At 73.0% G+C, this 24,407-nt stretch carries 23 protein-coding genes and 2 pseudogenes; 15 read left to right on the top strand and 10 right to left on the bottom strand.

Translation table 11 applies throughout. The features are described 5' to 3' along the window. The first annotated feature begins 143 nt into the window (after window positions 1-143). Window positions 144-1,451, top strand: coding sequence for a glycoside hydrolase domain-containing protein (locus ABZ934_RS17790; protein WP_361313711.1), 1,308 nt, complete (start codon window positions 144-146; stop codon window positions 1,449-1,451). Between the two features lie 6 nt (window positions 1,452-1,457). Here the strand turns inward: ABZ934_RS17790 and ABZ934_RS17785 are convergent, their stop codons facing one another. Together ABZ934_RS17785 and ABZ934_RS17780 are read right to left on the bottom strand one after the other, a co-directional pair. Beyond that, the gene (locus ABZ934_RS17785) at window positions 1,458-1,958 is read right to left on the bottom strand and encodes a pyridoxamine 5'-phosphate oxidase family protein (protein WP_361313709.1); all 501 of its coding nucleotides are present in this window, start codon (window positions 1,956-1,958) and stop codon (window positions 1,458-1,460) included. Between the two features lie 54 nt (window positions 1,959-2,012). Next, the gene (locus ABZ934_RS17780) at window positions 2,013-2,171 is read right to left on the bottom strand and encodes a hypothetical protein (protein WP_361313706.1); all 159 of its coding nucleotides are present in this window, start codon (window positions 2,169-2,171) and stop codon (window positions 2,013-2,015) included. A gap of 48 nt (window positions 2,172-2,219) precedes the next feature. On the opposite strand from ABZ934_RS17780, the gene ABZ934_RS17775 reads away from it, so the two are divergent. Then, a complete protein-coding gene (locus tag ABZ934_RS17775; RefSeq protein WP_361313703.1) occupies window positions 2,220-2,342 on the top strand; it encodes a hypothetical protein in 123 nt (40 codons plus the stop codon). Here the strand turns inward: ABZ934_RS17775 and ABZ934_RS17770 are convergent. Together ABZ934_RS17770 and ABZ934_RS17765 are read right to left on the bottom strand one after the other, a co-directional pair. Continuing rightward, window positions 2,323-3,327, bottom strand: coding sequence for an acyl-CoA dehydrogenase family protein (locus ABZ934_RS17770; protein WP_361313700.1), 1,005 nt, complete (start codon window positions 3,325-3,327; stop codon window positions 2,323-2,325). The genes ABZ934_RS17775 and ABZ934_RS17770 overlap by 20 nt on opposite strands. Further along, window positions 3,327-4,472, bottom strand: coding sequence for an acyl-CoA dehydrogenase family protein (locus tag ABZ934_RS17765; protein WP_361313697.1), 1,146 nt, complete (start codon window positions 4,470-4,472; stop codon window positions 3,327-3,329). Before ABZ934_RS17765 ends, ABZ934_RS17770 begins: the two co-directional genes overlap by 1 nt. Window positions 4,473-4,527: 55 nt before the next feature. On the opposite strand from ABZ934_RS17765, the gene ABZ934_RS17760 reads away from it, so the two are divergent. The 5 genes from ABZ934_RS17760 (at window position 4,528) to ABZ934_RS17740 (ending at window position 9,365) form a co-directional block, all read left to right on the top strand. Then, on the top strand, window positions 4,528-5,331 hold the full coding sequence (locus ABZ934_RS17760) for an SDR family oxidoreductase (protein WP_361313695.1): 804 nt from the start codon (window positions 4,528-4,530) through the stop codon (window positions 5,329-5,331). A gap of 59 nt (window positions 5,332-5,390) precedes the next feature. After that, window positions 5,391-6,005, top strand: coding sequence for a TetR/AcrR family transcriptional regulator (locus ABZ934_RS17755; RefSeq protein ID WP_361313692.1), 615 nt, complete (start codon window positions 5,391-5,393; stop codon window positions 6,003-6,005). A gap of 20 nt (window positions 6,006-6,025) precedes the next feature. Then, window positions 6,026-7,183 carry an acetyl-CoA C-acetyltransferase gene (locus tag ABZ934_RS17750; protein ID WP_361313689.1) on the top strand — a complete coding sequence of 386 codons (1,158 nt, stop codon included), beginning with the start codon at window positions 6,026-6,028 and terminating at the stop codon, window positions 7,181-7,183. Window positions 7,184-7,404: 221 nt separating this feature from the next. Then, on the top strand, window positions 7,405-7,608 hold the full coding sequence (locus ABZ934_RS17745) for a cold-shock protein (protein WP_008743912.1): 204 nt from the start codon (window positions 7,405-7,407) through the stop codon (window positions 7,606-7,608). 101 nt (window positions 7,609-7,709) lie between these two features. Next, window positions 7,710-9,365, top strand: a complete 1,656-nt coding sequence (locus ABZ934_RS17740; protein ID WP_361313687.1) for a DEAD/DEAH box helicase — start codon at window positions 7,710-7,712, stop codon at window positions 9,363-9,365. A gap of 317 nt (window positions 9,366-9,682) precedes the next feature. On the opposite strand, the gene ABZ934_RS17735 is transcribed toward ABZ934_RS17740, so the two are convergent. The 4 genes from ABZ934_RS17735 to ABZ934_RS17720 are packed head-to-tail and all read right to left on the bottom strand — an operon-like array spanning window position 9,683 to window position 13,083. Then, a complete protein-coding gene (locus ABZ934_RS17735) occupies window positions 9,683-10,750 on the bottom strand; it encodes a nitronate monooxygenase (RefSeq protein WP_361313684.1) in 1,068 nt (355 codons plus the stop codon). Window positions 10,751-10,754: 4 nt separating this feature from the next. Continuing rightward, window positions 10,755-11,486 (bottom strand): CoA-transferase, encoded by a 732-nt coding sequence (locus tag ABZ934_RS17730; protein WP_361313682.1) that lies wholly within the window; start codon window positions 11,484-11,486, stop codon window positions 10,755-10,757. Continuing rightward, window positions 11,483-12,337, bottom strand: coding sequence for a CoA-transferase (locus ABZ934_RS17725; protein ID WP_361313680.1), 855 nt, complete (start codon window positions 12,335-12,337; stop codon window positions 11,483-11,485). Before ABZ934_RS17725 ends, ABZ934_RS17730 begins: the two co-directional genes overlap by 4 nt. Further along, complete coding sequence (locus ABZ934_RS17720; RefSeq protein WP_361313678.1) at window positions 12,334-13,083, bottom strand: enoyl-CoA hydratase family protein; 750 nt, start codon at window positions 13,081-13,083, stop codon at window positions 12,334-12,336. Before ABZ934_RS17720 ends, ABZ934_RS17725 begins: the two co-directional genes overlap by 4 nt. A 56-nt stretch (window positions 13,084-13,139) precedes the next feature. On the opposite strand from ABZ934_RS17720, the gene ABZ934_RS17715 reads away from it, so the two are divergent. Together ABZ934_RS17715 and ABZ934_RS17710 are read left to right on the top strand one after the other, a co-directional pair. Then, window positions 13,140-13,940, top strand: a complete 801-nt coding sequence (locus ABZ934_RS17715; RefSeq protein ID WP_361313675.1) for an SDR family oxidoreductase — start codon at window positions 13,140-13,142, stop codon at window positions 13,938-13,940. A 1-nt stretch (window position 13,941) separates the two neighbouring features. Next, window positions 13,942-14,853 (top strand): SDR family oxidoreductase, encoded by a 912-nt coding sequence (locus ABZ934_RS17710; RefSeq protein ID WP_361313673.1) that lies wholly within the window; start codon window positions 13,942-13,944, stop codon window positions 14,851-14,853. 293 nt (window positions 14,854-15,146) lie between these two features. Here the strand turns inward: ABZ934_RS17710 and ABZ934_RS17705 are convergent, their stop codons facing one another. Beyond that, complete coding sequence (locus ABZ934_RS17705) at window positions 15,147-16,043, bottom strand: hypothetical protein (protein WP_361313670.1); 897 nt, start codon at window positions 16,041-16,043, stop codon at window positions 15,147-15,149. 156 nt (window positions 16,044-16,199) lie between these two features. Between ABZ934_RS17705 and ABZ934_RS17700 the strand changes: the two genes are divergently transcribed. Together ABZ934_RS17700 and ABZ934_RS17695 are read left to right on the top strand one after the other, a co-directional pair. Beyond that, a complete protein-coding gene (locus ABZ934_RS17700) occupies window positions 16,200-16,976 on the top strand; it encodes a serine protease (RefSeq protein ID WP_361313668.1) in 777 nt (258 codons plus the stop codon). 218 nt (window positions 16,977-17,194) lie between these two features. Beyond that, complete coding sequence (locus ABZ934_RS17695) at window positions 17,195-17,527, top strand: chorismate mutase (protein ID WP_361313666.1); 333 nt, start codon at window positions 17,195-17,197, stop codon at window positions 17,525-17,527. Window positions 17,528-17,561: 34 nt separating this feature from the next. Here ABZ934_RS17695 and ABZ934_RS17690 read toward each other — a convergent pair. After that, window positions 17,562-18,253: pseudogene (locus ABZ934_RS17690) on the bottom strand (transposase). Between the two features lie 23 nt (window positions 18,254-18,276). On the opposite strand from ABZ934_RS17690, the pseudogene tnpA reads away from it, so the two are divergent. From tnpA to ABZ934_RS17670, 4 genes and pseudogenes are all read left to right on the top strand, one after another. Beyond that, window positions 18,277-18,696: pseudogene (gene tnpA, locus ABZ934_RS17685) on the top strand (IS200/IS605 family transposase). A 138-nt stretch (window positions 18,697-18,834) separates the two neighbouring features. Then, entirely contained in the window at window positions 18,835-21,363 is a 2,529-nt protein-coding gene (gene pepN / locus ABZ934_RS17680) for an aminopeptidase N (RefSeq protein WP_361313665.1), read from the top strand. A gap of 174 nt (window positions 21,364-21,537) precedes the next feature. Beyond that, window positions 21,538-22,932, top strand: a complete 1,395-nt coding sequence (locus ABZ934_RS17675) for an aminotransferase class V-fold PLP-dependent enzyme (RefSeq protein ID WP_361313662.1) — start codon at window positions 21,538-21,540, stop codon at window positions 22,930-22,932. A 46-nt stretch (window positions 22,933-22,978) separates the two neighbouring features. Then, window positions 22,979-24,388, top strand: a complete 1,410-nt coding sequence (locus ABZ934_RS17670; protein ID WP_361313659.1) for a SidA/IucD/PvdA family monooxygenase — start codon at window positions 22,979-22,981, stop codon at window positions 24,386-24,388. Window positions 24,389-24,407 lie beyond the last annotated feature (19 nt).

Below are 24,407 nucleotides of genomic sequence, written 5' to 3'. Positions count from 1 at the left end.
GGCCGGGCCGTATGGGGGGAGCGCGAAGGGGCTTCGCCCCGCGGCCGGCGGCTCGCGCGACCCGCCCGGCGCGTAGGCCGGACGGCCCAGCACGCTTGCGCGACGGCGAAGTTCGGCCACACCCGTCTGGTAACTGTGGGCCCATGCCGTCCCGAATGATGTTGGCCTCCCTGCTCGGTGCCGCTCTGCTCGCGCCCGCCCCGCCCGCCTCCGCCGACGGGCGGACCGTCGAGTACCACGGGCTGCGCCTCACCGTCCCCGCGGACTGGCGCGTGGTCGACCTCGACCGGAACCCCGACGCCTGCCTGCGCCTCGACCTGCCCTCCCTGTACCTCGGGCACGCCGGCGGCCAGGGCGAGTGCAGCGGTCGCGCCGTGCGCGACCGCGCCGACACCCTGCACCTCGAACCCCTGGACGGCGCCCCGGAACGCGCCGACATCCCGACCGTCCGCGCCGACGGGGTGCGGGTACCGCCGGCGCCCTCCGGCGACAGCCGCGAGGTCCGCTACGCGCTCGGCGCCTCCGGCGTGATGGCCACCGTGTCCTACGGGGACAACCCCGACGCGGTACGGGAACTCCTCGCCCGAGCCCGTACGGTCACCCCCGCCCCCGCCCCCGCCCCCGCCCCCGCCCCCGCCCCCGCCGCCACGCCGGCCGCCCCCGCCACGCCCGCCCTCGCCCGCCGCCCCCTCACCGGCCAACCCGCCTTCACCGGCACCGGCTTCGACGCCTGCACCGCCCCCACCCAGAGCGCCATGGACACCTGGCGGGCCGACTCCCCGTTCGGCGCGGTCGGCTTCTACATCGGCGGTCGCGCCCGGGCCTGTGCCCAGCCGCGCCTGACCGCCGGCTGGGTGCGCCGCCAGTCCGCGGCGGGCTGGCACCTGATGCCGATCTGGGTGGGCCCGCAGCCCTGGGACAGCTCCAGTACCGGCCTGTCCACCGACCCCTCCGAGGCTACCGACGAGGGTGTCGAAGCTGCCGAGGGCGCGGTCGAGGCGGCCCGCTCGCTGGGCCTGGGCGCGGGCACGGTGCTCTACAACGACCTGGAGCACTACACGGACCGCGACACCTGGGACGCCCCCGTCGTCGCCTACCTCACCGCCTGGACGGCCCGGCTGCACGCGCTCGGCTACCGCTCGGCGGCCTACGTGCACGCCGCGTCCGGCGTCCCGGCGCTGAGCGCCCACTACCACCAGGCGCCGCAGGACATGCCGGACGTGCTGTGGGTGGCCCGCTGGAACCTCTCCGCCTCGGTCACGGACGCCGACATGGGACTGCCCGCGGGAGGCGCCCAGTGGCCCGGCCGTCGCCGCGCCCACCAGTTCCGCGGTGGCCACGACGCCACGTACGGGGACGTCACGATCAACATCGACCGAAGCCGGCTCGACATCGCCCCGTCCGCCTTCCCCCCGCTGCGCCGCGGCCGGGACCTGATCCCGTTCACCTGAGGGGCGTCACCCCGCGCGCGGCGGCTCGTCGTCGTTGCCGCGGCGCAGGGTGCGCACCGGGTGGCCCGGGATCCAGGTGCGGATCACGAGGTCGTCGCCCTCGGCCGTGACCCGGACGACCTCCGTCAGGTCGGCGTGGAACAGGTCGAAGGGGTGTGGGGTCTCCGTCTCCTCCGCGTACCGGTGCAGCTCCGGCGGGTCCAGAAGTTCCAGCGCGCGCCCCGAGACCCGCACGTCCCCGCCGGGCATGGACTCTTCCTCGTCCGGGCCGGAGTGCAGGGCGAAACGCGGATCGTGGCGGAGGTCCTCGGCCTTCATCGATCCGGGCATCATGCCGAGCCACAGCTCCCCGCCGCGGATGTCGACACGCAGTCCGCTCAGGCGCGGGGAGCCGTCCCGACGGAGGGTGCCCAGGACATGGTGGGGCCGCTGTGCGAAGCGGGCCCGGACGGCCCGCGCGAAGTCGGGCTCCGCCGCCTCGAACGCTGCCCAGTTGTTCGTCGTCATACGTCCATCCAAGCGCGGCCCCCGGTGGGCGTCGCTCAGGCGCACCGCCGTGCCTCAGGTACCGTCCCCCGTGCCGCGCTCCGCGACCAGCGCCTCGATGTCGTCCAGCATCGCGGCGGCGAGGTCGCGTTCGCAGGCGTAGTACCGCTCTGCCCACTTGAGGGTGAGCGTGGGGTACGCCCATGCCTCCTCGCCGCGCTGGTCGCGCCGCATCCCCCTGGACTCCCACCTCGCCAACCAGGCCACCCACTCGCGTTCCTGATGCTCGGCGAGACCGGCACCCGGGCATTCATGGACGCCGAACGGGCCCGTCTGGAAGCCGTGTTCCCCGACGGCGTCGTCGACGAGCGGTACGTGGTCGGGCTCAGCGTGGCCGTCCTCTGAGCGGCCGCCGCTCCTCCAGCACCACCGCACGGCACCGCGACGGCGTGCCCCACGCGTCCCGCAACGGGCGCGCCTTCCGCAGCCACACCGAGAGGTCCGGCTCCTGTGTGTAGCCGATCGCGCCGTGGAGTCGCAGCGCGGTCATCGCCGCCGCGTACGCCGCCTCGCCCGCCGTGAGCTTCGCCGCCGCGACCTCGCCCCGGTCCAGGGACAACGCCCCCGCCCACAGCAGCGGCCGGGCGAACTCCAGGGCCAGCAGCGTGTCGGCCAGCCGGTGCTTGACCGCCTGGAAGGCGCCGATCGGCGTCCCGAACTGCGTGCGCTGCTTCGCGTACTCCACCGTGCGCGACAGCAGTGCCTCGCCCACGCCCAGGCACTGGGCCGCCGTCAGCAGGCGTGCCCAGTCCGACGCGGCCCGCGCCGCATCCACCACCCGGGGCCCTGCGGCCAACGGCTCGCCCCCGGAAAGGACGGGCCGGAACAGCCGGCGCGCCGGGTCGGTGGACGGCAGCGCTTCCGTCGGCGCCGGTGTCAGCGACAGCTCACCCGCTTCGGACACATGGAACCGGTACGCCGCCGCGTCCGCGTCCACGGCGTACGGACCCCCGCCCGGCAGGGTCAGCGTGGCGAGCGCCTCACCCGCCGACAGGCCCGGCAGGAAACGTTTCGCCAGGGCCTCGTCGCCCAGCCGGGACAGCAGCACCGCCACCGCCGCCGTCTCCACCGCCGGCCCCGGCATCCCCGACCGGCCCCACTCCACGAAGCCGAGCGCCGACTCCACCGCCCGCGGCCCCAGCCCGTCGTACGCCTCGTCGGCGGCGAGCGCGAACAACCCCGTGGCGGCGACCCGGGCCCACACCGCCCGCCCGGGCCCTTGCTCGCCCGCGCCCCAGGCCCGGGCGGCGGCCGGCACCGGCGCCGCGCCGAACAGGGCGCGCAGCGAACGCGCGAAGTCGCGTTGCTCGTCGGTCGGCAGGAAACGCATCAGCGGCGGCCCTTCGGGAGGCCGAGCAGCCGCTCGGCGATGATGTCGCGCTGGATCTCGTTCGTACCCGCGTAGATCGGCCCGGCGAGGGAGAAGACCCACGGCTCGGCCCACGGGCCGTCCGCCCGCTCCGCGTCCGCGCCCAGCAGGTCCAGCGCCGTCTCGTGCAAGGCGATGTCGTACTCGGACCAGAACACCTTGTTCAGGCTGGACCCGGCGCCGAAGGTCTCGCCCGCCGCGAACCGGGCGGCGCCCGTCCAGGTGAACAGCTCGTACGCGCGCGCCCCGACCACCGCGTCCGCCACCCGGTCCCGCATCCCGGTGTCCGCGGGATCGCCGGCCGTCTCCCACAGCGACACCAGCCGGTCCGCCGCCGCCAGGAAGCGGCCGGGCGAGCGCAGGGTCAGCCCGCGTTCGTCGCCGGTCGTCGACATCGCGATCCGCCAGCCTTGTCCCGGCTCGCCGATCACGTCCTCGTCCGGGACGAAGACCCGGTCCAGGAAGAGCTCGGCGAAGGCCGGCTTGCCGTCGAGCCGGCCGATGGGCCGCACCGTCACCCCGGGCGCCCCCAGGTCGAACATCAGATAGATCAGGCCCTGGTGCGGTTTGGCCGCGCCCGGGTCCGAGCGGAAGATCCCGAACGCCCGGTCCGCGAACGCCGCCCGCGAGGACCACGTCTTCTGCCCGGACAGCAGCCAGCCGCCCTCCGTGCGCAGCGCCCGCGAGGTGAGCGAGGCCAGGTCCGAGCCCGCCTCCGGCTCCGACCACGCCTGCGCCCAGATCACCTCGCCGCTCGCCATCGGCGGCAGCACCCGGGCCCGCTGCTCCGCCGTGCCGTGGGCGAGGAGGGTGGGGGCGAGCAGGCTGATGCCGTTCTGCGAGACGCGCCCCGGGGCGCCCGCGGCCCAGTACTCCTCTTCGAACACCAGCCAGTGCTCCAGGTCCACCCCGCGCCCGCCGTACTCCTCAGGCCAGGACACCACCGACCAGCCGCCCGCGTGCAGCAGCGCCTCCCACGCGCGGTGCGCGGCGAAGCCCTCCTCCGTCTCGAGGGACGGCAGCGGTGAGGCGGGTACATGGGCGGCGAGCCAGTCCCGGGCCTCGGCCCGGAAGGCCCGTACCCCGGGCGTGTGCGTCAGCTCCATCAGGCGTCCCCCTCCTCGCTTCCCTAACAAGTGTTAGGTAGGTTAACGTACGGTCATGAGCAGCGTCGAGGAGTTCGCCCACCCGCCCCGGTGCACCGCCGGGCACGGACTGCTGGAAGGCCGCACCGCCGTCATCACCGCCGCCGCGGGCACCGGCATCGGCGGGGCCACCGCCCGCCGCTTCCTGGAGGAAGGCGCCCGCGTCGTGATCGGCGACGCCCACGCCCGCCGGCTGGGGGAGACCGAGACCGCGCTCGCCGCCGAATTCGGGCCGGACCGGGTGACCTCCCTGCCCTGCGACGTCACCGACGAAGACCAGGTGCGCGCCCTGTTCGCACACGCCGAACACGCCCACGGCGGCCTCGATATCGTCGTCAACAACGCGGGACTCGGCGGCACCGCCGACCTCGTCGACATGACCGACGAGCAGTGGGGACGCGTCCTCGACGTCACCCTGAACGGCACCTTCCGCTGCACCCGCGCCGCCCTGCGCTCCCTCAAGGCGGCCCGCACCGGCGGCGTCGTCGTCAACAACGCCTCCGTCATCGGCTGGCGCGCCCAGCGCGGCCAGGCGCACTACGCCGCCGCCAAGGCCGGGGTCATGGCCCTCACCCGCTGCGCGGCCCTGGAGGCAGCGGAGTTCGGGGTGCGCGTCAACGCGGTCGCCCCCAGCCTGGCCATGCACCCGCACCTGGCGAAGGTCACCAGTGAGGAACTCCTCGCCGAACTCACCGCCCGCGAGGCGCTGGGCCGCCACGCCGAACCCTGGGAGGTCGCCAACGTCATCGTGTTCCTGGCCAGCGGCTACTCCTCCTACATGACGGGCGAGACCGTCTCCGTCAGCAGTCAGCACCCCTAGGAGGTGTCCGACAGGTCATGGCCGGCCCCGACCGGCAACCGACGACCGACAATGGGCGCGTGCCAACGAACAAGAAGAAAACCCAGGTGACCGCCTCACCCGAGCGGCGCCGCGAGCTCCTCGACACCGCCGCGGAGGTCTTCGCCGCACAGGGCTACAACGCCACCACCGTCCGCAAGATCGCCGACGCCGCCGGCATGCTCGCCGGCAGCCTCTACTACCACTTCGATTCCAAGGAATCGATGCTCGACGAGATCCTCTCGGCCTTCCTGAACGAACTGTGGGACGGGTACGACACCGTCCTCGCCGCCGGTCTCGACCCTCGCGAGACCATCGAGGCCCTTGTCACCGAGTCCTTCCGCGAGATCGACCGGCACCGCGCCGCCGTCGCGATCTACCAGAAGGAGTCCCGGCACCTGTCGGCGCAGCCCCGCTTCCACTACCTGTCCGACTCCCAGCGCAAGTTCGAGGAGGCGTGGCTGGGGACGCTGGAGCGCGGGGTGGCCGACGGGATCTTCCGGGCGGACCTGGACATCCGCCTGACCTACCGCTTCGTCCGCGACACGGTGTGGGTGGCGGCCTCCTGGTACCGGCCCGGCGGACAGCACAGCCCCGAGGAGATCGCCCGCCAGTACCTGTCGATGGTGCTGGACGGGATCGCCCTGCGAACCTGACCCGACCCGGAGGAGTCCCGATGCCCGAGGCCTACATAGTCGACGCGGTACGCACCCCAGTGGGGCGGCGCGGAGGAGGGCTTTCCACCGTCCACCCCGCCGACCTCGGCGCGCACGTGCTGCGGGCCTTGCTGGAACGGTCCGGCGTGGACCCGGCGGCGGTGGAGGACGTCGTCTTCGGCTGCCTCGACACGGTCGGCCCCCAGGCCGGCGACATCGCCCGGACGGCGTGGCTCGCGGCCGGCCTGCCCGAGGAGGTGCCCGGGGTCACTGTCGACCGGCAGTGCGGCTCCTCGCAGCAGGCGGTGCACTTCGCGGCGCAAGCCGTGCTGTCCGGCACCCAGGACCTGGTCGTCGCCGGCGGCACGCAGAACATGTCGATGATCCCCATCGCCTTCGCCTCCCGGCAGGCGGCGGAGCCGCTCGGCCTCACCGAAGGCCCCTTCGCCGGATCGACGGGCTGGCGGGCCCGGTACGGGGAAGCCCCGGTCAACCAGTTCCACGGCGCCGAGCTGATCGCCGCCAAGTGGCGCATCTCGCGCCGCGACATGGAGGAGTTCGCCCTGCGCTCCCACCGGCGGGCCGTGCGGGCCGCCGACGAGGGCCGCTTCGACCGGGAGACCGTCGCGTACGGGGACGTGAGCGCCGACGAGGGCCCGCGCCGGGACACCACCCCGGAGAAGATGGCGGCCCTGAAACCCGTCGTCGAAGGCGGCACCATCACCGCGGCCGTCTCCTCCCAGGTCTCCGACGGCGCCGCCGCGCTGCTCCTCGCCTCCGAGCGGACGGTCCGCGAACACGGCCTGCGCCCGCGGGCCCGTATCCACCACCTGTCGGCACGCGGCGAAGACCCCATCCGCATGCTGTCGGCGCCCATCCCGGCGACCGCGTACGCGCTCGAGAAGACCGGACTCTCACTGGACGACATCGACCTGGTGGAGATCAACGAGGCGTTCGCCCCCGTCGTCCTGGCCTGGCTCAAGGAGACGGGCGCCGACCCCGACCGGGTGAACGTCAACGGAGGCGCCATCGCGCTGGGCCACCCCCTGGGCGCCACCGGCGCCAAGCTCATGACCACCCTCCTGCACGAGCTGGAGCGCACGGGCGGCCGCTACGGCCTCCAGACCATGTGCGAGGGCGGCGGCCAGGCCAACGTGACGATCATCGAGCGGCTGTGACGATCTTCGAATGCCCGTAGCGGTGCAGGTCCGGGCGCCGGGGACGCAGGTCACACGAACGGTGTTGACCATCCCCGGCAGCCGTGTGCTAGCTTTGGACGCGTTGCAGTTGTGGTACCCATGAAACTTATGTGCGCCTGACGGGAATGCTCCGACAGGCGCTTTTGTTTTTTACCGGGATCTCCGGATGGGGCCCTTGCCGCCTATTCAGGAGATTCAAAATGGCACTTGGCACCGTGAAGTGGTTCAACTCGGAAAAGGGCTTCGGCTTCATCGAGCAGGACGGTGGCGGCCCGGACGTCTTCGCCCACTACTCGAACATCGCCACCCAGGGCTTCCGTGAGCTCACCGAGGGCCAGCGCGTGTCCTTCGACGTCACCCAGGGCCAGAAGGGCCCGCAGGCCGAGAACATCCTGCCTGCCTGACGCACTCAGCATGCCGGGGTCCGCACCGCGAGGTGCGGACCCCGGCTTGTCTGCTGTTCCGACCTTTGTTTTACCTGCCGGTTTCAGGAGGGCTTTCTCGCATGACCAGCTCCAGCTCCGCACGACCCAGCCGCCGTCCCGCCCGGGGCCGAGGAGCGGCCCAGGGACGTCCGAAGGCTGGCGCGGGACGGCAGAAGTCCGCCCCCGCCGCCAGGCCCCAAGAATTCACCATGCCCGAACCACTGACGCCGGCCCTCCCGCCCGTCGCCGCGTTCGAGGACATGGACATGCCCGAGGCGCTGCTGAAGACCCTCGCCGCCCAGGGCGTCACCGAGCCTTTCCCGATCCAGGCCGCGACCCTGCCGAACTCCCTCGCCGGACGTGACCTCCTCGGCCGCGGCCGCACGGGCTCCGGCAAGACGCTCGCCTTCGGCCTGGCGCTGCTCGCCCGCACCGCCGGCCGCCGCGCGCAGCCGAAGTCGCCGCTCGCGCTGGTCCTCGTACCGACCCGCGAACTGGCGCAGCAGGTCACCGACGCGCTGGCGCCGTACGCCACCGCCGTCAACCTGCGCATCGCCACCGTCGTCGGCGGCATGTCGATCAACCGGCAGTCCGGCGCCCTGCGGCGCGGCTCCGAGGTGCTCGTCGCCACGCCGGGCCGGCTCAAGGACCTGATCGACCGCGGCGACGCGATCCTCGACGACGTCGCGATCACCGTCCTCGACGAGGCCGACCAGATGACCGACATGGGCTTCATGCCGCAGGTCACCGCGCTGCTCAAGCAGGTCCGGCCCGACGGCCAGACGATGCTGTTCTCCGCGACGCTGGACAAGAACATCGACAAACTCGTCAAGATGTTCCTGACCGACCCGGTCGGCCACTCCGTCGACCCCTCGGCCGGCGCCGTCACCACGATGGAACACCACGTCCTGTACGTCATGGACGAGACCGACAAGAAGGCCGTGGCCACGCGTATAGCCGCTCGCGACGGCCGGGTGATCATGTTCGTCGACACCAAGCGCGGCGTCGACCGCATGGTCAAGAAGCTCCTTGCGGACGGCGTCCGCGCCTCCGGTCTGCACGGCGGCCGCTCGCAGCCGCAGCGCAACCGCACCCTGGACTGGTTCAAGACGGGCGAGGTCACCGCGCTCGTCGCCACCAACGTGGCCGCGCGCGGCATCCACATCGACGACCTGGACCTCGTCGTCAACGTGGACCCGCCCACCGACCACAAGGACTACCTGCACCGTGGCGGCAGGACCGCCCGCGCCGGTGAGTCCGGCAGCGTCGTCACCCTGGTCCTGCCCGACCAGAAGCGCGACATGACCCGGCTGATGTCTGACGCCGGTATCTCCCCGCGCACCGCGCAGATCAAGTCCTCCGACGAGGAACTGTCCCGTCTGACCGGCGCCAAGACGCCGTCCGGCATCCCGGTGGTAATGGAGGTGCCGCAGCCCCCGCAGCCCAAGGCGCGTTCCGGCTCGGGCCGCCGTTCGGGCGGACCGCGTACGGGCTCCGCCGCGGGCGCCGCGCCGGCCGCCGGCGGAGGCCGCGGCCGCCGTACCGGTGGCGGCAGCGCCGGACAGGCCCCCGCGGCCGGGTCGGGCCAGGCCCGCCGCGGCCAGGCGACCGGTCAGGGCGCCGGCTCGGGCGAGCGCGGCCGGCGTACCGGTGGCTCCTCCTCCGGCGGCGCGGCGGCGGCTTCGGCCCGCAGCCGCGTCGGCGGACCGGGCCAGGCCCGCCGCCGCTCGGCCTGATCCCCGCAGACGTACCCCGCCGAGCCGGGCCCCGCGCACAGCGCGCGGGGCCCGGCTCGGCCGTTTCCACAGCCGTGTAGGTGCGGTAGCCGCCCACGTCGCGGAAGTTGACCGCGCCCTGGAGGGGGATCTGACGGATCGTCTCCGCGGCGCCGGCGGAGGTCTGCCGGCGCGCGGGGCGGACGGGCGCCGACGCCGCGGAGGCGGTCGCGGTGGCGGACACGGCGGTGACGGCGACGGTGGAAGCGAGGACCACCGTCGCCAGGCGGATGCGGGCACGGCTCATCCGGGCGGCTCCCGAGAGGAGGGGAAGGGGGTCACCCCCATGCGGGCGGGGCGTCGGACGCGTGCAGTCGTACGAGTGCGCTCTGTGCCTCGGCCATGACCCGGCCGACGAGCTCCGCACAGGACGGGAGGTCCTCGATCACCCCCGCGACCTGCCCGGATGCCATGACGCCGAGGTCCGTGCGGCCCTGGACCATGGACGCCTTGAGGAGCATCGGGGTGTTCGCGGCGAGCAGGACCTGGCTCCAGGACAGGTCCTTGCCGTGTTTCATCGCCAGCCCGTCCCGCACCATCCGCGACCAGGACAGACCCGACAGCTTCCGGAAACCGGCCGCGTGCCGCACCGCCCGGACCAGCGCCCGCGCGCGGCCCGCCCGCTCCAGCGAGGCGACCAGCTCACTGCGCAGCATCCGGTGCGGCAGCCCGTCCACGGCCGTGGTGACGGTGACGTCCTTGACGCCCGCCTTGAGGTACTCGGCCTTGACGGCGTCCGGGACGGTCGAATCGGAGGTCAACAGGAAGCGGGTGCCCATCGCGATGCCCGCCGCCCCGTACGCGAGCGCCGCCACCAACCCCCGCCCGTCGTGGAAGCCGCCCGCCGCGACCACCGGGATGTCCACGGCGTCGACCACCTGCGGCAGCAGGACGGTCGTGGCCACCTCGCCCGTGTGCCCGCCGCCCTCACCACCCTGCACGATCACCGCGTCCGCGCCCCACGCCGCGACCTTCTCCGCGTGCCGGCGGGCCCCGACCGACGGGACGACCACCACCCCCGCGTCCTTGAGCCGCGCGATCAGCTCCCGGGACGGCGCGAGCGCGAACGACGCGACCCGCACCCCCTCGTCGATGATCAGCCGGGCCCGCTCGGCGGCGTCGCCCGCGTCGGCGCGCAGATTCACCCCGAACGGCGCCTCCGTACGGGACTTCACCTCATGCACGGCCGCCCGCAGCTGGTCCACCGTCATCGTCGCCGAGGCCAGGATGCCCAGGGCGCCCGCGTTCGCCGCCGCCGACACCAGCCGCGGACCGGCCACCCAGCCCATGCCCGTCTGCACGATCGGGTACCGGACCCCGACCAGCCTGGTCAATGCCGTCTCCATCGCGTCAGACCCGCACTTCCCGCTCGCGCGACCCCTCGGGGTCGATCACCTCGCGGATCAGGCGCAGCTCCTCGGCGCTCGGCTCCCGCGTGTGCGGGACGTCCTCGCCCACCGCGAGAACGAAACCGGTGGCGGCCCGCACCTGTTCGACGGTGACCCCCGGGTGCAGGGAGGCCAGGCGCATCGAGCGGTCGGGCGTCTCGAAGTCGAAGACGCCGAGATCGCTGACCACCCGACGCAGCCGGTGGAAGCGGGTCACCCCGGCGGCCCGCGCCCGGTCGTGCCCCACGCCGCTGACCATGTCGACGCGCTCCACGAAGACCCGCGGCGAATGCCGGGGGATCCAGTAACTCACCGGATTGTTCAAGGTGTTGACCGGGGCACCGCGCACCCCCAGGAGCTGACGGGTGGGCCGCTCCCAATCCCCGACGCAGGAGATGTTCTGGTTGCCGTACCGGTCGATCTGGCTCGCACCCATCATCACGTGCCGCCGGCCACCGGTGACCATGGCGAGGTGACGGCGGTACGGGAGCCAGCCCTCCACCGCGCCGTCGAGCCCGACGAGCATCGCCTCACCGTCGGTCAGGAGCAGGTCCGGGCTGAAGGTCCGCTTCGCGAGCCGCGCGCCGACGGAAGGCACCAGGCCCATGGGGCCGGCGAGGACCTCACCGTCGCCGCGCCATGCCTCGGCGCAGGCGATCACACAGTATTCGGCGCGCGTCGGCTCACTGGTCACCGCTGCTGCTCCTCGTGCCAGGCCGCGACGGCCGACTGGTAGGCGTGCTCGCCCGGTCCGGACAGGAAGCGGGCGGCGAACTCGGGCCAGGGGGTGGACGCGTACAGCCTCTGGAAGGGCTCGTCGCGCCCGTAGTCGGGGACACAGGACGTGAAGTGCGCCCCGTGGGGGGTCTCCACGACGCCGGTGACGCTGTGGCGGCTGACGAGGAGGGACTGCGGGGGCCCGGACTTGGCGAGGTCGGCACTCTCCACGAGTTGCTCGCAGGAGACGTAGGCGGCGTCGGCGGCCTCGCAGAACAGGTCGTCGAAGTACGGGTCGGGGCCCAGGTACTGGGCGTTGCCGAGGCGGTCGGCACGGTTGAGGTGGACCAGGGCCGCGTCCATGCGCAGGGCCGGGGCGGCGACGAACTCCTCGCCGTCGGCGTAAGGGGAGGTGACGGTCCGCAGCTCGGGGTTGACGCGCATCACGTCGGAGCCGAGGCCGGCTCGGACGGGCAGGAACGGCAGCCGGTTCGCGGCGGCGTGCAGACCCCACATGAACATGGCCTCGTCCAACTCGGTCAGGGCGAACGCGCCCCGCTCCCGGGCGGCCCGGAAATGCGGCTCCAGCGGGATCGAGTCGAGGGTGGCGAACGGCGCGACGAGCCGGCGGATCCGCCCGGCGGCGGCCAGCAGCCCGACGTCCGGGCCGCCGTACGAGACGACGGTGAGATCGGTGATCTCGGAGCGGAGCAGTGCCCGCACCAGCGCCATGGGCTTACGCCGCGATCCCCAGCCGCCGATGCCGAGCGTCATCCCGCTGCGCAGCCGCCCCACCACCTCCTCGGGGGTCATCGACTTGTCGGTCATGCGCCTCGCTCCTTCCCGAAGGAGTCGCGGACGCGGTCGGCGACCCCGCTGAGATTGGCCTCGAAGGTGAACCCCTGCTCGAAGCGGTAGCTGCGCCGCACGTCGACGGGATCGATGCCGTTGATGGCCGCCTTCGCCAACCGGATCAGAGAACCGTCCTTGCGCGCGATCTCCGCCGCCAGCTCCAGGGCGGCGCCGCGGACCTCCGCGCGCGGGACCACCTTCCACACCGAGCCGTGCGCGTGCAGTTCGGCCGCCGTCGCGGTACGGGAGGTGTAGTACAGGGCCCGCATCAGGTGCTGGGGGACCAGCCGGGCCAGGTGCGTGGCGGCGCCGAGGGCGCCCCGGTCCAGCTCGGGAAGACCGAAGGCGGCGTCGTCGGAGGCCACGATCGCGTCGGCGTTCCCGGCCAGACCGATCCCGCCGCCGAGGCAGAAGCCGTGGACGGCGGCCACCACCGGCACCTCGCACTCGTACACGGCGGCGAACGCCTCGTAGCAGCCGCGGTTGGCACCCAGCAGGGCGCCGTGACCGCTGTCGCGCTGCAGCTCTTTGAGGTCGACGCCGGCGTTGAAGCCCCGGCCCTCGGCGGCGAGGACGACGCAGCGCACGGCGGGGTCGCGGCCCGCGGCGCGCAGGGCGTCGGCGAGGGCGTACCAGCCGCTCACCGGGAGGGCGTTGACGGGCGGGTAGTCGACGGTGACCAGGGCGACGCCCTGGTCCGGGACGGTGGTGGAGACACCCATGAGCGGATCAGCTACCTTTCCACCAAACATTTGTTAGGTGAGGAAGGTAGCAGCCGATGGAGCTCAAGGGGAGGGTGGTCGTCGTCACGGGCGGAACCCGGGGCGTCGGTGCGGGCATCGCGCGCTCGTTCCTCGCGGCGGGCGCGCGGGTCGTCGTCTGCGCGCGCAGGCCACCGGACCGACCCGTCGAGGAGGACGGCCGCCGGGCCTCCTTCATCCCGCTGGACCTGCGTGAACCCGGCGCCGTGCACGCGGTGTTCGAGGTGGTCGCGCAGCGGTACGGGCGGCTGGACTGCCTGGTCAACAACGCGGGCGGCACCCCGTACCGGCGGCTGGGGGCGGGGGAGGGGGAGGGGCAGCGGGAGGGGCGGCGGGAGGCGGAGGCGGCGCGGCACGCCCGGGTCGTCGAGCTGAACCTCCTCGCGCCGATGACGGCCTCGCTGGCCGCCTATCCGTGGCTGCGGGCCTCCCGAGGCTCGGTCGTGATGATCGGCAGCGTGAGCGGCACCCGGCCTTCGCCGGGCACGGCCGCCTACGGCGCCGCGAAGGCGGGACTGGAGAGCCTGGCCCGCTCCATGGCCGTCGAATGGGCGCCCGAGGTGCGGGTGAACACGCTGGTCCCGGGCATGGTGCGGACCGAACTCGCGCATCTGCACTACGGGGACGCGGCGGGCGTCGAGGCGGTCGCCGCGACCGTCCCGCTGGGGCGCCTGGCGGAACCGTCCGACATCGGCGCGGCGGCGGTGTTCCTGGCCTCCGACCGGGCGGCGTACGTGAGCGGGGCGAGCCTGCTCGTGCACGGCGGCGGGGAGCGGCCCGCCTTCCTGGACGTGGCGACCACCAACAAGGAGATGTGACATGGGACTTGCCGAGGGACGCGTGGTCATCGTGACGGGCGCCGGGCGGGGACTCGGCCGGGCCCACGCGCTGGCCTTCGCGGAGCAGGGGGCGCGGGTCGTGGTCAACGACCTCGGCGTCGGACCGGACGGGCTGCCCGGCCCCGACGGCCCGGCCGCCCGCGTCGTGGCGGAGATCAAGGCCGGGGGAGGGCAGGCCGTCGCGCACGGCGGGGACATCGCCACCGGCGAGGGCGCCGCCTCCCTGGTGGAGTGCGCCCTCGGCGCCTTCGGGCGACTCGACACACTGGTCAACAACGCCGGGTTCCTCCGGGACCGGATGCTGGTGAACCTGGACGAGGACGACTGGGACGCGGTGGTCCGCGTCCACCTGAAGGGACACTTCCTGCCGCTCAAGCACGCGGCGGCCTACTGGCGGGCCGAGGCGAAAGCGGGGCGGCCGGTCGCGGCACGAGTGGTCAACACCTCGTCCGGAGCCGGGCTGTTGGGCTCCGTCGGGCAGGGGAACTACAGCGCCGCGAAGGCGGGCGTCCTGGCGCTGACCCTGGTCGCGGCGGCGGAGACGGGCCGGTACGGCGTCCAGGTCAACGCCATCGCGCCGGCCGCGCGGACCCGGATGACGGAGCGGACCTTCGCGGAGGCGATGGCGGCGCCGGCGGAGGGCGGCTTCGACGCGATGGCCCCGGAGAACGTGTCGCCGCTGGTGGTGTGGCTGGGCTCGGATGCCTCGGCCGGGGTGACGGGGCGGGTCTTCGAGGCGGAGGGGGGCCGGATCACGGTGATGGAGGGCTGGCGGCCCGGCCCGACGGCCGAGCGCGCGGGGCGCTGGACCCCGGCGGAGGCGGGCGAGGCGGCGGCGAAGCTGCTGGCCCGGGCGCAGGCGCCGGGAGCGGTGTACGGCGCGGGGGAGTAGGGCGCGGCGGGCGGGGTATTCGGGCACCGGGAGCGGCCCGAACACACCCCGGGCCCGGCCCCCTGGCGAGGGGTCGGGTCCGGAAGCTTCCTGCGTGCGTTGGGATATGACTACCCGCTACGCATCCCCGCTGAACCATCCTGACGCCGACATCCCCTCGGCGATTGCGGACGCAGGCCGATTCACTCGTACGAGAACACCTCCCCGCACTTCGACCGGCGGGCCCCGCGACCGGCCGGCCCCCCGCCACCCCCGGCCGGCTGCCGCCTGCTGCCGGGGTCGGGTCTCACGTCTCAGGTGTCGACGTCCAGTTCGGTGTGGCAGAGCCCGCACCGTGCGGTGAGAGGGCCGCGTCCGGCCGGGAGCCGGAGCCGCTGGGCGCAGACCGGGCAGGGGAATTCCACCCGCGGGCCCCTGCCCGGGCCCGCGGTCTCGAAGCGGTACGGGGCCCCCGGCGCGGCCGACCCCGTCCGGCGCGCGCGGGCATAGCGGCGCCGTTCGGGCCAGGGCGCGGCCGCCAGTGGGGGCAGGCGGTGGTCCCGGTCGGCGACCGCGCGACCGCGCACGTAGGCGTCGTAGGCGTGGGGGCCGGTGAACCAGGTGGACGGGTCCTCGCCGAGCAGGCGACCTCGCTTGGCGAGGACGTAGCCGAACTCCTCGGGGGTGAGATAGCCGAGTTTCTGGTGGGTGAGGGCGTCCTCGCGGTAGGCGTCGAGCAGCAGCCACCCCACCCCGAGGTAGGCGGCCGTGGTGTCGGTGAGGATCTCGTTCTCGGCGGTGGTGGGGAAGCGCAGGTCCAGGCGGTGCAGCAGGACGTGGGCGGCCTCGTGGGCCAAGGCGGCCGCCAGGTCGCGGCGGTGGGTGCGGAAGCGGTCGTTGACCTCGACGAAGTACTCGGGTCCGGCCGTCAGCTCCACGGCGGCCGCCTCGCGCATCGTCCGGAAACCGACCACCATCCGGGCCTCGGGCAGCCGTAGCGCGCGCACCACGGCGGAGGCCACGCGGTGTGCGCCGAGGTACAGGTCGTCGTCGGGGCCGAAGGCGGCGTCGGCGGGGGCGAGGCTCGTCGCGTAGGTCAGGACGCCCTCGTAGGAGAGCCGCCGGAACAGCGCGGTGATCGCCTTGCGCACGGTGTCCAGATGCGGGAAGCCGTGGACGATCGGGCTGCCCCGCCCGCCGTTCGGCGTCATGACGGCCTGCCCGCGGCGATCACGGCGGCGTGCCGCGCGAGGTGTCCGAAAACGCGTTCTTGTCGCCCCGGCCCGGTAATTGTGTCATGGACACGACGTGTCATGGACGCGTCGCCACCCATGACGCGCACGGCCCAACCCCCCACGAAAGGCAGTGTGTCGACTGTGTCCACCCTTGCCACCCTCCTGAAGCGCACCCTGGCCGTCGCCGCGGTCGCCCTCGCGGCCATCAGCCTCCAGCCGGGCTCCGCCACCGCCTCACCGACCCCCGTCGTCGGTGGAACGAGGGCCGCACAAGGCGAGTTCCCGTTCATGGTCCGCCTCTCCATGGGCTGCGGCGGCGCCCTCTACACCCAGCAGATCGTCCTCACCGCCGCCCACTGCGTGAACGGCTCCGGCACCAACATCACCGCCACCGCCGGCGTCGTCGACCTCAACAGCACCGGCGCCGTCAAGGTCAAGTCCACCAAGGTGCTCCAAGCCCCCGGCTACAACGGCTCCGGCAAGGACTGGGCGCTCATCAAGCTCGCCAAGCCGATCAACCTGCCCACCCTCAAGATCGCCGACACCAAGACCTACGACAACGGCACCTTCACCATCGCCGGCTGGGGCGCCGCCAGCGAGGGCGGCGGCCAGCAGCGCTACCTCCTCAAGGCCACCGTCCCCTTCGTCTCCGACGCCGCCTGCCAGAGCGCGTACGGCAGCGATCTCGTCCCCACCGACGAGATCTGCGCCGGCTACGACCAAGGCGGCGTCGACACCTGCCAGGGCGACTCCGGCGGCCCGATGTTCCGCCGGGACAACACCAACGCCTGGATCCAGGTCGGCATAGTCAGCTGGGGCGAGGGCTGCGCCCGGCCCGGCTACCCCGGCGTCTACACGGAGGTCTCCACCTTCGCCGCCGACATCAGGGCCGCGGCCGCGGGCCTGTGACGCCCCCCTCGGCCTTCCGGCACCACGGACCGGAAGGCCGAGGCACCCCCGCGTCACCGCCCGGCCCACGGCCCGCACCGCCCGGCGCACGGGCCGCCGTCACCGCCCGCATCCCCGCCGTCACCGCCCGGCCCACCCGCGCCCGCCACCCCGCCCGCCCGTCTCACTGTCCGGCCGACCAGCGGAGAAGCCGCCAGCGCCACGTATTCTCGGGAACCATGAACACCAGCGACACCGACGAGACCGGCAAGACGACCGGCGAGGACGTCACCACCGAACTGGCCCGCCTCAGGGACAGCATCGACAACATCGACGCGGCCGTGGTCCACATGCTCGCCGAGCGCTTCAAGTGCACCCAGCAGGTCGGCCACCTCAAGGCCCGCCACCAGCTGCCCCCCGCGGACCCGGGCCGCGAGGCCAGCCAGATCGCCCGCCTGCGCCAGCTCGCCGAGAACGCCAAACTCGACCCGGCCTTCGCGGAGAAACTCCTCAACTTCATCATCGCCGAGGTCATCCGCCACCACGAGACGATCGCCGCAGGCGAAGAGTGAAGTGCTCTCCCGGCTGAGGCCGGGAGATTCCTGCTTACCTCGCGGTAGCGGGTTTGTCGCGCTTGGCGCGCCTGACGACTGCCCTCCCGGCAGCCGGGACGAGCGCGTGGCCCATCCGGTACAGGTGCAAGACGTTGCGGGCCGCGTTGTGGTCGGCGTTGCCCGACCAGCCGCAGTGCGGGTTCTTGCACACGAACACGGCCTGACTCTCCCGGTTGCGGGGCGTGGTGAAGCCGCACGCGGAGCAGCGCCTGGATGTGTTGGGGGCGGGGACCTTGTGCAGGGTGCGGCCATGCCGGGCGCTCTTGTACGTCAGCATGGTGACCGTCCGGCCCCAAGCCTCGGCGCTGACGGAGCGGTTCAGCCCGGGCCCTGCGGAATGTCCGCGGCCATCACCGTGCGCAGGCGGCCCTTGAAGTTCGGGGCGTCGGCGCGACCTTCCCAGCAGTTCTTCCACGTCCGGAAGTACGTCTTCAACACCGCCTGCGCGGCCTGCGCCGGAAGCACGGCCAGGAAATCGATGTCCTTACGGGCCTGGCGTATCGCGGCATCCGCGTTCGCAAGGGTCCGTTTGTCCCTCGGCATCATCCGCCACCACGCGTGCAGAAGATTCCACAGGGTGCGGGCCGCATGCGCCTGACCGTCAACCTTCAACACCTCGGCAGACGACAGCGAAAGACGGGCACGATGCCCGAACTGCCGCTTCACCAAGATGTCTTCACCCACACCCGGGAGAACGGCGCTGGTTGATGTCACCACGCCGGGACCCTCATCCCGATGAACGCACCGGACGCCATGGTGTTCACAACGTGCGCGTTCACTTGGCCTTTGTCGCCAAATGCAGGCGGGATGCGATCACCGACACCATGCCGACCCGCACCGAAGTCATGGGGGGAGGTCTATGCCGACTTCGAAGCCGAGTCGAAACGGTTCAACGGCGATCAGGACCACGTGCACCTGCTCGTGCGCCACCCGCCGAAGGCGCAGCTCTCCAGGCTGGTCAACTCCCTCAAGGGCGTCAGCTCTCGCAAACTCCGCCAGGAGTACGACAGCCACATCCGCCGTGGGGCGGTCACTTCTGGTCTGGCTCCCACTTCGCCGGCTCATGTGGCGACGCACCCCTGACCGTCGTCCAGCAGGACATCGAAAACCAGCAACGTCCCCTCTGACCGTCACCCCGGAGACGCAGGGCACTCCGGCGCTCCGCGCCTCAGGGCCGAAGCTGGCCTTCACCCCCGCCCTGAAGGGCGGAGCACTGGTCAAGATCAGAGGTAGACCCCTGGGGCCCGGCCGCCGTTTCCGGCAGCATGGGCCCCATGTCCTCCGCCCTGACGCGCGACGAAGCGCAGCTCCGAGCCCAGCTCCTCGACGTCCACCACTACGCAGTCACCCTCGACCTCACCACCGGCGACGAGACCTTCGACTCCGCGACCGTCATCCGGTTCAGCGCCCGCACCGCCGGTGACACGTTCCTGGAACTGAAACCCGACGAACTGCGCTCCGTCGAACTCGACGGCCGGCCCCTGGACCCCGCCGGCCTCGACGGCAGCCGCCTCCCCCTCACCGGCCTCGCCGAAGGCCCCCACGAACTGCGCGTCGACACGCGCATGCGCTACTCCCGCACCGGCGAGGGCCTGCACCGCTTCACCGACCCCGAGGACAGGGAGACCTACGTCTACACCCAGATGTTCATGGACGACGTCCAACGCGTCTTCCCCGCCTTCGACCAGCCCGACCTCAAAGCCGTCTTCGAGTTCACCGTTACCGCCCCCTCCCACTGGTACGTCCTCGCCAACGGCATCACCACCCGCACCGGCGACCGCGACACCGACGGCGCCGGGATCTGGACCTCCGCCCCCACCCCCGTCATCTCCACCTACCTCGCCGCCGTCGCCGCCGGCCCCTGGCACAGCGTCCGCACCGACCACGCCGGACTGCCCTTCGCCCTCCACTGCCGCCGCTCCCTGGCCCCCTACCTCGACGCCGACGCCGAGGAGATCCTCTCCGTCACCAAGGACTGCTTCGACCGCTACCACGAGAAGTTCGCCGAGCCCTACCCCTTCGACTCCTACGACCAGGCATTCGTCCCCGAATTCAACGCGGGCGCCATGGAGAACCCCGGCCTCGTCACCTTCCGCGACGAATTCGTCTTCCGCTCCGCCGTCACCGACACCGAACGCCAGCGCCGCGCCATGGTCATCGCCCACGAAATGGCCCACATGTGGTTCGGCGACCTCGTCACCCTGCGCTGGTGGGACGACATCTGGCTGAACGAGTCCTTCGCCGAGTACATGGGCTACCAGACCCTCGTCGAAGCCACCCGCTTCACCGGCACCTGGACCGAGTTCGCCATGGAACGCAAACCCTGGGGCTACGACGCCGACCAGCGGCCCTCCACCCACCCCGTCGCCCCCGACGCCGTCCCCGACACCGCCTCCGCCCTCCTCAACTTCGACGGCATCTCCTACGCCAAGGGCGCCTCCGCACTGCGCCAACTCGTCGCCTGGCTCGGCGAGAAGGACTTCCTCGCCGGGATCAACACCCACTTCACCCGCCACAAGTTCGCCAACGCCTCACTCGCCGACTTCGTCGACTCCCTCGCCGCCCACACCGAACGCGACGTCCACGCCTGGGCCGACGTGTGGCTGCGCACCACCGGCGTCGACACCCTCACCCCCCGCGTCGAGGACTCCGACACCCAGGAGGGACCCGCCGGCTGGACCCTCACCGTCGACCACCACGGCAGCCGCCCCCACCACATCGGCGTCGGCCTCTACGACCGCGTCCCCGGCGGCCGCGACCTCGCACCGCGCGAACGCCTCGACCTCGACGTCCCCACCGACGAGGTCCTCTCCGTCAGCGGCCCCCGACCCGCCCTCATCCTCCTCAACGACGGCGACCTCGGCTACGCCAAGGTCCGCCTCGACGCCGGCTCCGTCGAAACCGCCCTTCGCGACCTGTCCTCCCTCCCCGACCCCCTCACCCGCGCCGTCGTCTGGAACGCGCTGCGCGACATGGTCCGCGACGGCGAACTGGAACCCGAGGCGTACCTGGAGACCGCCCGCGCACACCTGCCCGACGAACAGGACCTGGCCGTCGTCCAAGGCGTCCTCGCCTTCGCCCGGACCCACATCGCCGCCCGCTACGTCGCCCCCGACCGCCGCACCGCCGCCCTCGCCACCCTCACCGACACCGCCCGCGCCCTGCTGCGCCGCACCGAGGACGGCTCCGACCCCGGCCTGCGCCTGGCCGCCGTACGCGCCCACATCGACAGCGCCACCCAACCCGACGCCCTCGCCGGCTGGCTGGCCGACGGCACCGTCCCCGGCGGCCCCGAACTCGACCCCGAACTGCGCTGGCGCATCCTCGCCCGGCTCTGCGTCCTCGGCGCCGTCGGCGACGACGAGATCACCGCCGCACTCGCCGCCGACCCCACCGCCACCGGAGAGGAAGGCGCCGCCCGCTGCCGCGCCGCACTGCCGACCGCCGAGGCCAAGGAAGCCGCCTGGAACCGGCTCTTCCACGACGACACCCTGTCCAACTACCTGTTCAAAGCCACCGCCCAAGGCTTCTGGCAGCCCGAACAGGCCGACCTCCTGCAGGACTACGTCCCGCGCTACTACCCCGCGGCGATCGCCGTCGCCGCCCGCCGCGGACCCGCCATCGGCGACGCCGCCGGCCGCTGGGCGTTCCCCGCCCACGCCGTCGACGCGGACAACCTGCGGGCCGGGCGGGCCTGCCTCGAAGACCCCGAACTCATCCCGCTGCTGCGGCGCAAACTCGTCGACGAACTCGACGACCTCGCCCGCGCCCTGCGCGTGCGCACCGCGGGCTGACCCGACGCACGCCACCCGCACGGACAGGGCCCACCGCCGGTCGAACACCCGGCCGTACACCCCACCCGTGCGGGGCGATCGGACAAACCCCGGCGGTTACCCCATTCGGGTCTGATCGTTGTGCTGGGCGGGGACCAGGCCGTCCCCGCCCAGCCCGCGCGTAAGGACACCCGGATGACCAGCCCGCCCGGCCCCCCGCCGCCCCTGCCCCCGCTCGCCGGCGGCCCCGGCGGCGCCGACGCCCTGCGGCCCCTGCTCGACACCGTCCTCGACGCCCTGCGCACCGGAGCCGAAGCCCGCGGCGGACCCCTCCCGGCCGGCGGACCCGAAGCCGTCACCGCCCACCTCCGGGCCGCACTGGGCGACGTACTCCCCGCCCACGGCACCGGCGACCACGAAGCCCTGCGCACCCTCGTCCACACCCTCACCGCCGGCGCCGCCGACCCCGCCGACCCCCTGTGCGCGGCCCACCTGCACTGCCCGCCGCTGGCCGTCGCCGCCGCCGCCGACCTCGCCGCCTCCGCGCTCAACCCCTCCCTCGACTCCTGGGACCAGGCCCCCGCCGCCTCCGCCCTCGAAGCGCTCCTCACCCGCACCCTCGCCGCCGAGCTCTACGACACCCCCCACGCCGACGCCCTCGTCACCACCGGCGGCACCGAAGCCAACCAACTCGCCCTCCTCCTGGCCCGCGAACGCCACGGACCCCGCCTCACCGTCCTCCACGGAGCCAACGCCCACCACTCCATCCCCCGCTCCGCATGGCTCCTCGGACTACCCCCCACCCGCGCCCTGCCCACCCCCACCGGAACACTCGACCCCGACCGCCTCGCCGAAGCCCTCACCCGCACCACCGGCCCCGTCCTCGTCACCGCCACCGCGGGCACCACCGACGCCGGCCTCATCGACCCCCTCGGCCCCCTCGCCGACCTCTGCCACCACCACGGCGCCGACCTCCACATCGACGCCGCCTACGGGGGCCTCCTCGCCCTCAGCCCCCGCCACCGCCCCAAGCTCGACGGCCTCTCCCGCGCCCACTCCCTCACCCTCGACCTGCACAAACTCGGCTGGCAACCCGTAGCCGCCGGACTCCTCGCCGTCCCCGACACCGCCCTGCTGGCCCCCCTCGCCCACCAGGCCGACTACCTCAACGCCACCGACGACACCGAAGCCGGCCTCCCCGACCTCCTCGGCCGCTCCCTACGCACCACCCGCCGCCCCGACGCCCTCAAGATCGCCACCACCCTGCGCTCACTCGGCCGCGACGGCCTCGCCCACCTCATCGACCTCACCTGCGCCGCAGCCCACCGGCTCGCCGAACTCCTCGACGCCCACCCCGGCTTCGAACTCCACGCACCCCCCACCATCAGCACGGTCCTCTTCCGCCCCACCCCCACGGACGACGACCGGCTCGCGACCCTGCGCCGCACCCTCCTCCTCGACGGCACCGCCGTACTCGGCCGCGCCACCGCCGACGGAAAGCTCTGGCTCAAAGCCACCCTGCTCAACCCCCACACCACCCCCGAGGACCTGCACGCCCTCATCACCCTCCTGAGCCCGCAACCGTCCTGACCCGGCCCCCCGGCCCCGTCACCCTCCCGGAAGGCAGCACCCACCGATGACCGCGCAACCCGAAGCACCCCATGACCTCGTAGGAATCGGCATCGGCCCCTTCAACCTCTCCCTCGCCGCCCTCGCCCACGGCCTCCCCCACCAAGGCGCCGGCGAACTCGCCACCGCCTTCTACGACCAACGCAGGGACTTCCGCTGGCACCCCGGACTCCTCATCGACGGAGCCACCCTCCAAGTCCCCTTCCTCGCCGACCTCGTCACCCTCGCCGACCCCACCAGCCCCTGGACCTTCCTCAACTACCTCCGACACAAGGAACGGCTCTTCCCCTTCTACTTCGCCGAGCAGTTCCACATCCAACGCGCCGAATACGACGCCTACTGCCGCTGGGTCGCCGGCCGCCTCCCCGGACTCCACTTCGGCCATCAGGTCGACGCCGTCCGCTGGAACCCCGAACGCGACCTCTTCGAAGTCGACTTCACCCAACTCGACCCCGACGGCGAAGCCGAAGCCCTCGGCCGCACCCACACCCGCAACCTCGTCCTCGGCATCGGCACCGCCCCCTACGTCCCCGAACCCCTACGCCCCCTCGCCGACGCCCCCACCGTCCCCGTCATCCACTCCTGCGACTACCTCGACCACCGCGAACGCATCCTCGCCGCCGAACACGTCACCGTCATCGGATCCGGCCAATCCGGAGCCGAAGTCTTCCTCGACCTGCTCCGCGCCCGCCCCACCGGCCGCGAACGCCTCACCTGGCTCGCCCGCACCCCCGCCTTCGCCCCCATGGAGTACTCCAAGCTCGGCCTGGAACACTTCACCCCCGACTACACCCGCTACTTCCACTCCCTGCCCGAACCCGTCCGCGACCAACTCGTCCCCGCCCAATGGCAACTCCACAAGGGCATCGACACCGACACCGTCGCCGCCATCCACGAAGAGCTCTACCGCCGCACCCTCCACGGCGGCTGGCCCGACGCCGTCCTCACCCCCGGCGTCAGCGTCCGCACCGCCGGCCGCGTCGCCACCACCAAGGTCGAACTCCACCTCGAACACACCCAGCAAGGCACCCGCTCCCGCCTCACCACCGACGCCGTCGTCCTCGCCACCGGCTACCGCGAACGCCCCCTCACCAGCCTCCTCGCCGGCCTCGACCCCTACCTCCGCAAGGACTCCGCCGGCCGCCCCCGCATCGACGACCGCTACCGCATGATCCTCGACCCCAGCATCACCGGCAGCGTCTACGTCCAAAACGGCGAACGCCACACCCACGGCGTCGGAGCGCCCGACCTCGGACTCGCCGCCTGGCGCAGCGCCGCCATCCTCAACACCCTCACCGGCAAGGACGCCTACCCCCAGCCCACCCGCACCGCCTTCACCACCTTCGGCCTCGACCAGCGCGAACACGCCCGCCCCCACCCCACGAGCGAACTACTCCCGCTGGTCGAACACCCCTGACGGCGACCGGAACCAAGCG

The organism is Streptomyces sp. NPDC046557, assembly GCF_040645975.1.
In the GTDB taxonomy this organism is placed as follows: Bacteria; Actinomycetota; Actinomycetes; order Streptomycetales; family Streptomycetaceae; genus Streptomyces.
Note: the sequence above shows the minus strand (reverse complement) of the source record. Positions and strands in the feature narration are given on the sequence as shown.

Bases quoted from the DNA above. Each gene is read 5' to 3' on its own strand.
- ABZ934_RS17765 (WP_361313697.1), bottom strand. From the start codon at position 4,472: ATGGAGCTGACGCACACGCCCGGGGTACGGGCCTTCCGGGCCGAGGCC.
- ABZ934_RS17770 (WP_361313700.1), bottom strand. From the start codon at position 3,327: ATGCGTTTCCTGCCGACCGACGAGCAACGCGACTTCGCGCGTTCGCTG.
- pepN (WP_361313665.1), top strand. From the start codon at position 18,835: ATGGGCCCCATGTCCTCCGCCCTGACGCGCGACGAAGCGCAGCTCCGA.
- ABZ934_RS17725 (WP_361313680.1), bottom strand. From the start codon at position 12,337: ATGACCGACAAGTCGATGACCCCCGAGGAGGTGGTGGGGCGGCTGCGC.
- ABZ934_RS17705 (WP_361313670.1), bottom strand. From the start codon at position 16,043: ATGACGCCGAACGGCGGGCGGGGCAGCCCGATCGTCCACGGCTTCCCG.
- ABZ934_RS17790 (WP_361313711.1), top strand. From the start codon at position 144: ATGCCGTCCCGAATGATGTTGGCCTCCCTGCTCGGTGCCGCTCTGCTC.
- ABZ934_RS17735 (WP_361313684.1), bottom strand. From the start codon at position 10,750: ATGGAGACGGCATTGACCAGGCTGGTCGGGGTCCGGTACCCGATCGTG.
- ABZ934_RS17745 (WP_008743912.1), top strand. From the start codon at position 7,405: ATGGCACTTGGCACCGTGAAGTGGTTCAACTCGGAAAAGGGCTTCGGC.
- ABZ934_RS17775 (WP_361313703.1), top strand. From the start codon at position 2,220: ATGCTCGGCGAGACCGGCACCCGGGCATTCATGGACGCCGAACGGGCC.
- ABZ934_RS17750 (WP_361313689.1), top strand. From the start codon at position 6,026: ATGCCCGAGGCCTACATAGTCGACGCGGTACGCACCCCAGTGGGGCGG.
- ABZ934_RS17740 (WP_361313687.1), top strand. From the start codon at position 7,710: ATGACCAGCTCCAGCTCCGCACGACCCAGCCGCCGTCCCGCCCGGGGC.
- ABZ934_RS17715 (WP_361313675.1), top strand. From the start codon at position 13,140: ATGGAGCTCAAGGGGAGGGTGGTCGTCGTCACGGGCGGAACCCGGGGC.
- ABZ934_RS17710 (WP_361313673.1), top strand. From the start codon at position 13,942: ATGGGACTTGCCGAGGGACGCGTGGTCATCGTGACGGGCGCCGGGCGG.
- ABZ934_RS17720 (WP_361313678.1), bottom strand. From the start codon at position 13,083: ATGGGTGTCTCCACCACCGTCCCGGACCAGGGCGTCGCCCTGGTCACC.
- ABZ934_RS17675 (WP_361313662.1), top strand. From the start codon at position 21,538: ATGACCAGCCCGCCCGGCCCCCCGCCGCCCCTGCCCCCGCTCGCCGGC.
- ABZ934_RS17780 (WP_361313706.1), bottom strand. From the start codon at position 2,171: ATGCGGCGCGACCAGCGCGGCGAGGAGGCATGGGCGTACCCCACGCTC.
- ABZ934_RS17760 (WP_361313695.1), top strand. From the start codon at position 4,528: ATGAGCAGCGTCGAGGAGTTCGCCCACCCGCCCCGGTGCACCGCCGGG.
- ABZ934_RS17695 (WP_361313666.1), top strand. From the start codon at position 17,195: ATGAACACCAGCGACACCGACGAGACCGGCAAGACGACCGGCGAGGAC.
- ABZ934_RS17670 (WP_361313659.1), top strand. From the start codon at position 22,979: ATGACCGCGCAACCCGAAGCACCCCATGACCTCGTAGGAATCGGCATC.
- ABZ934_RS17785 (WP_361313709.1), bottom strand. From the start codon at position 1,958: ATGACGACGAACAACTGGGCAGCGTTCGAGGCGGCGGAGCCCGACTTC.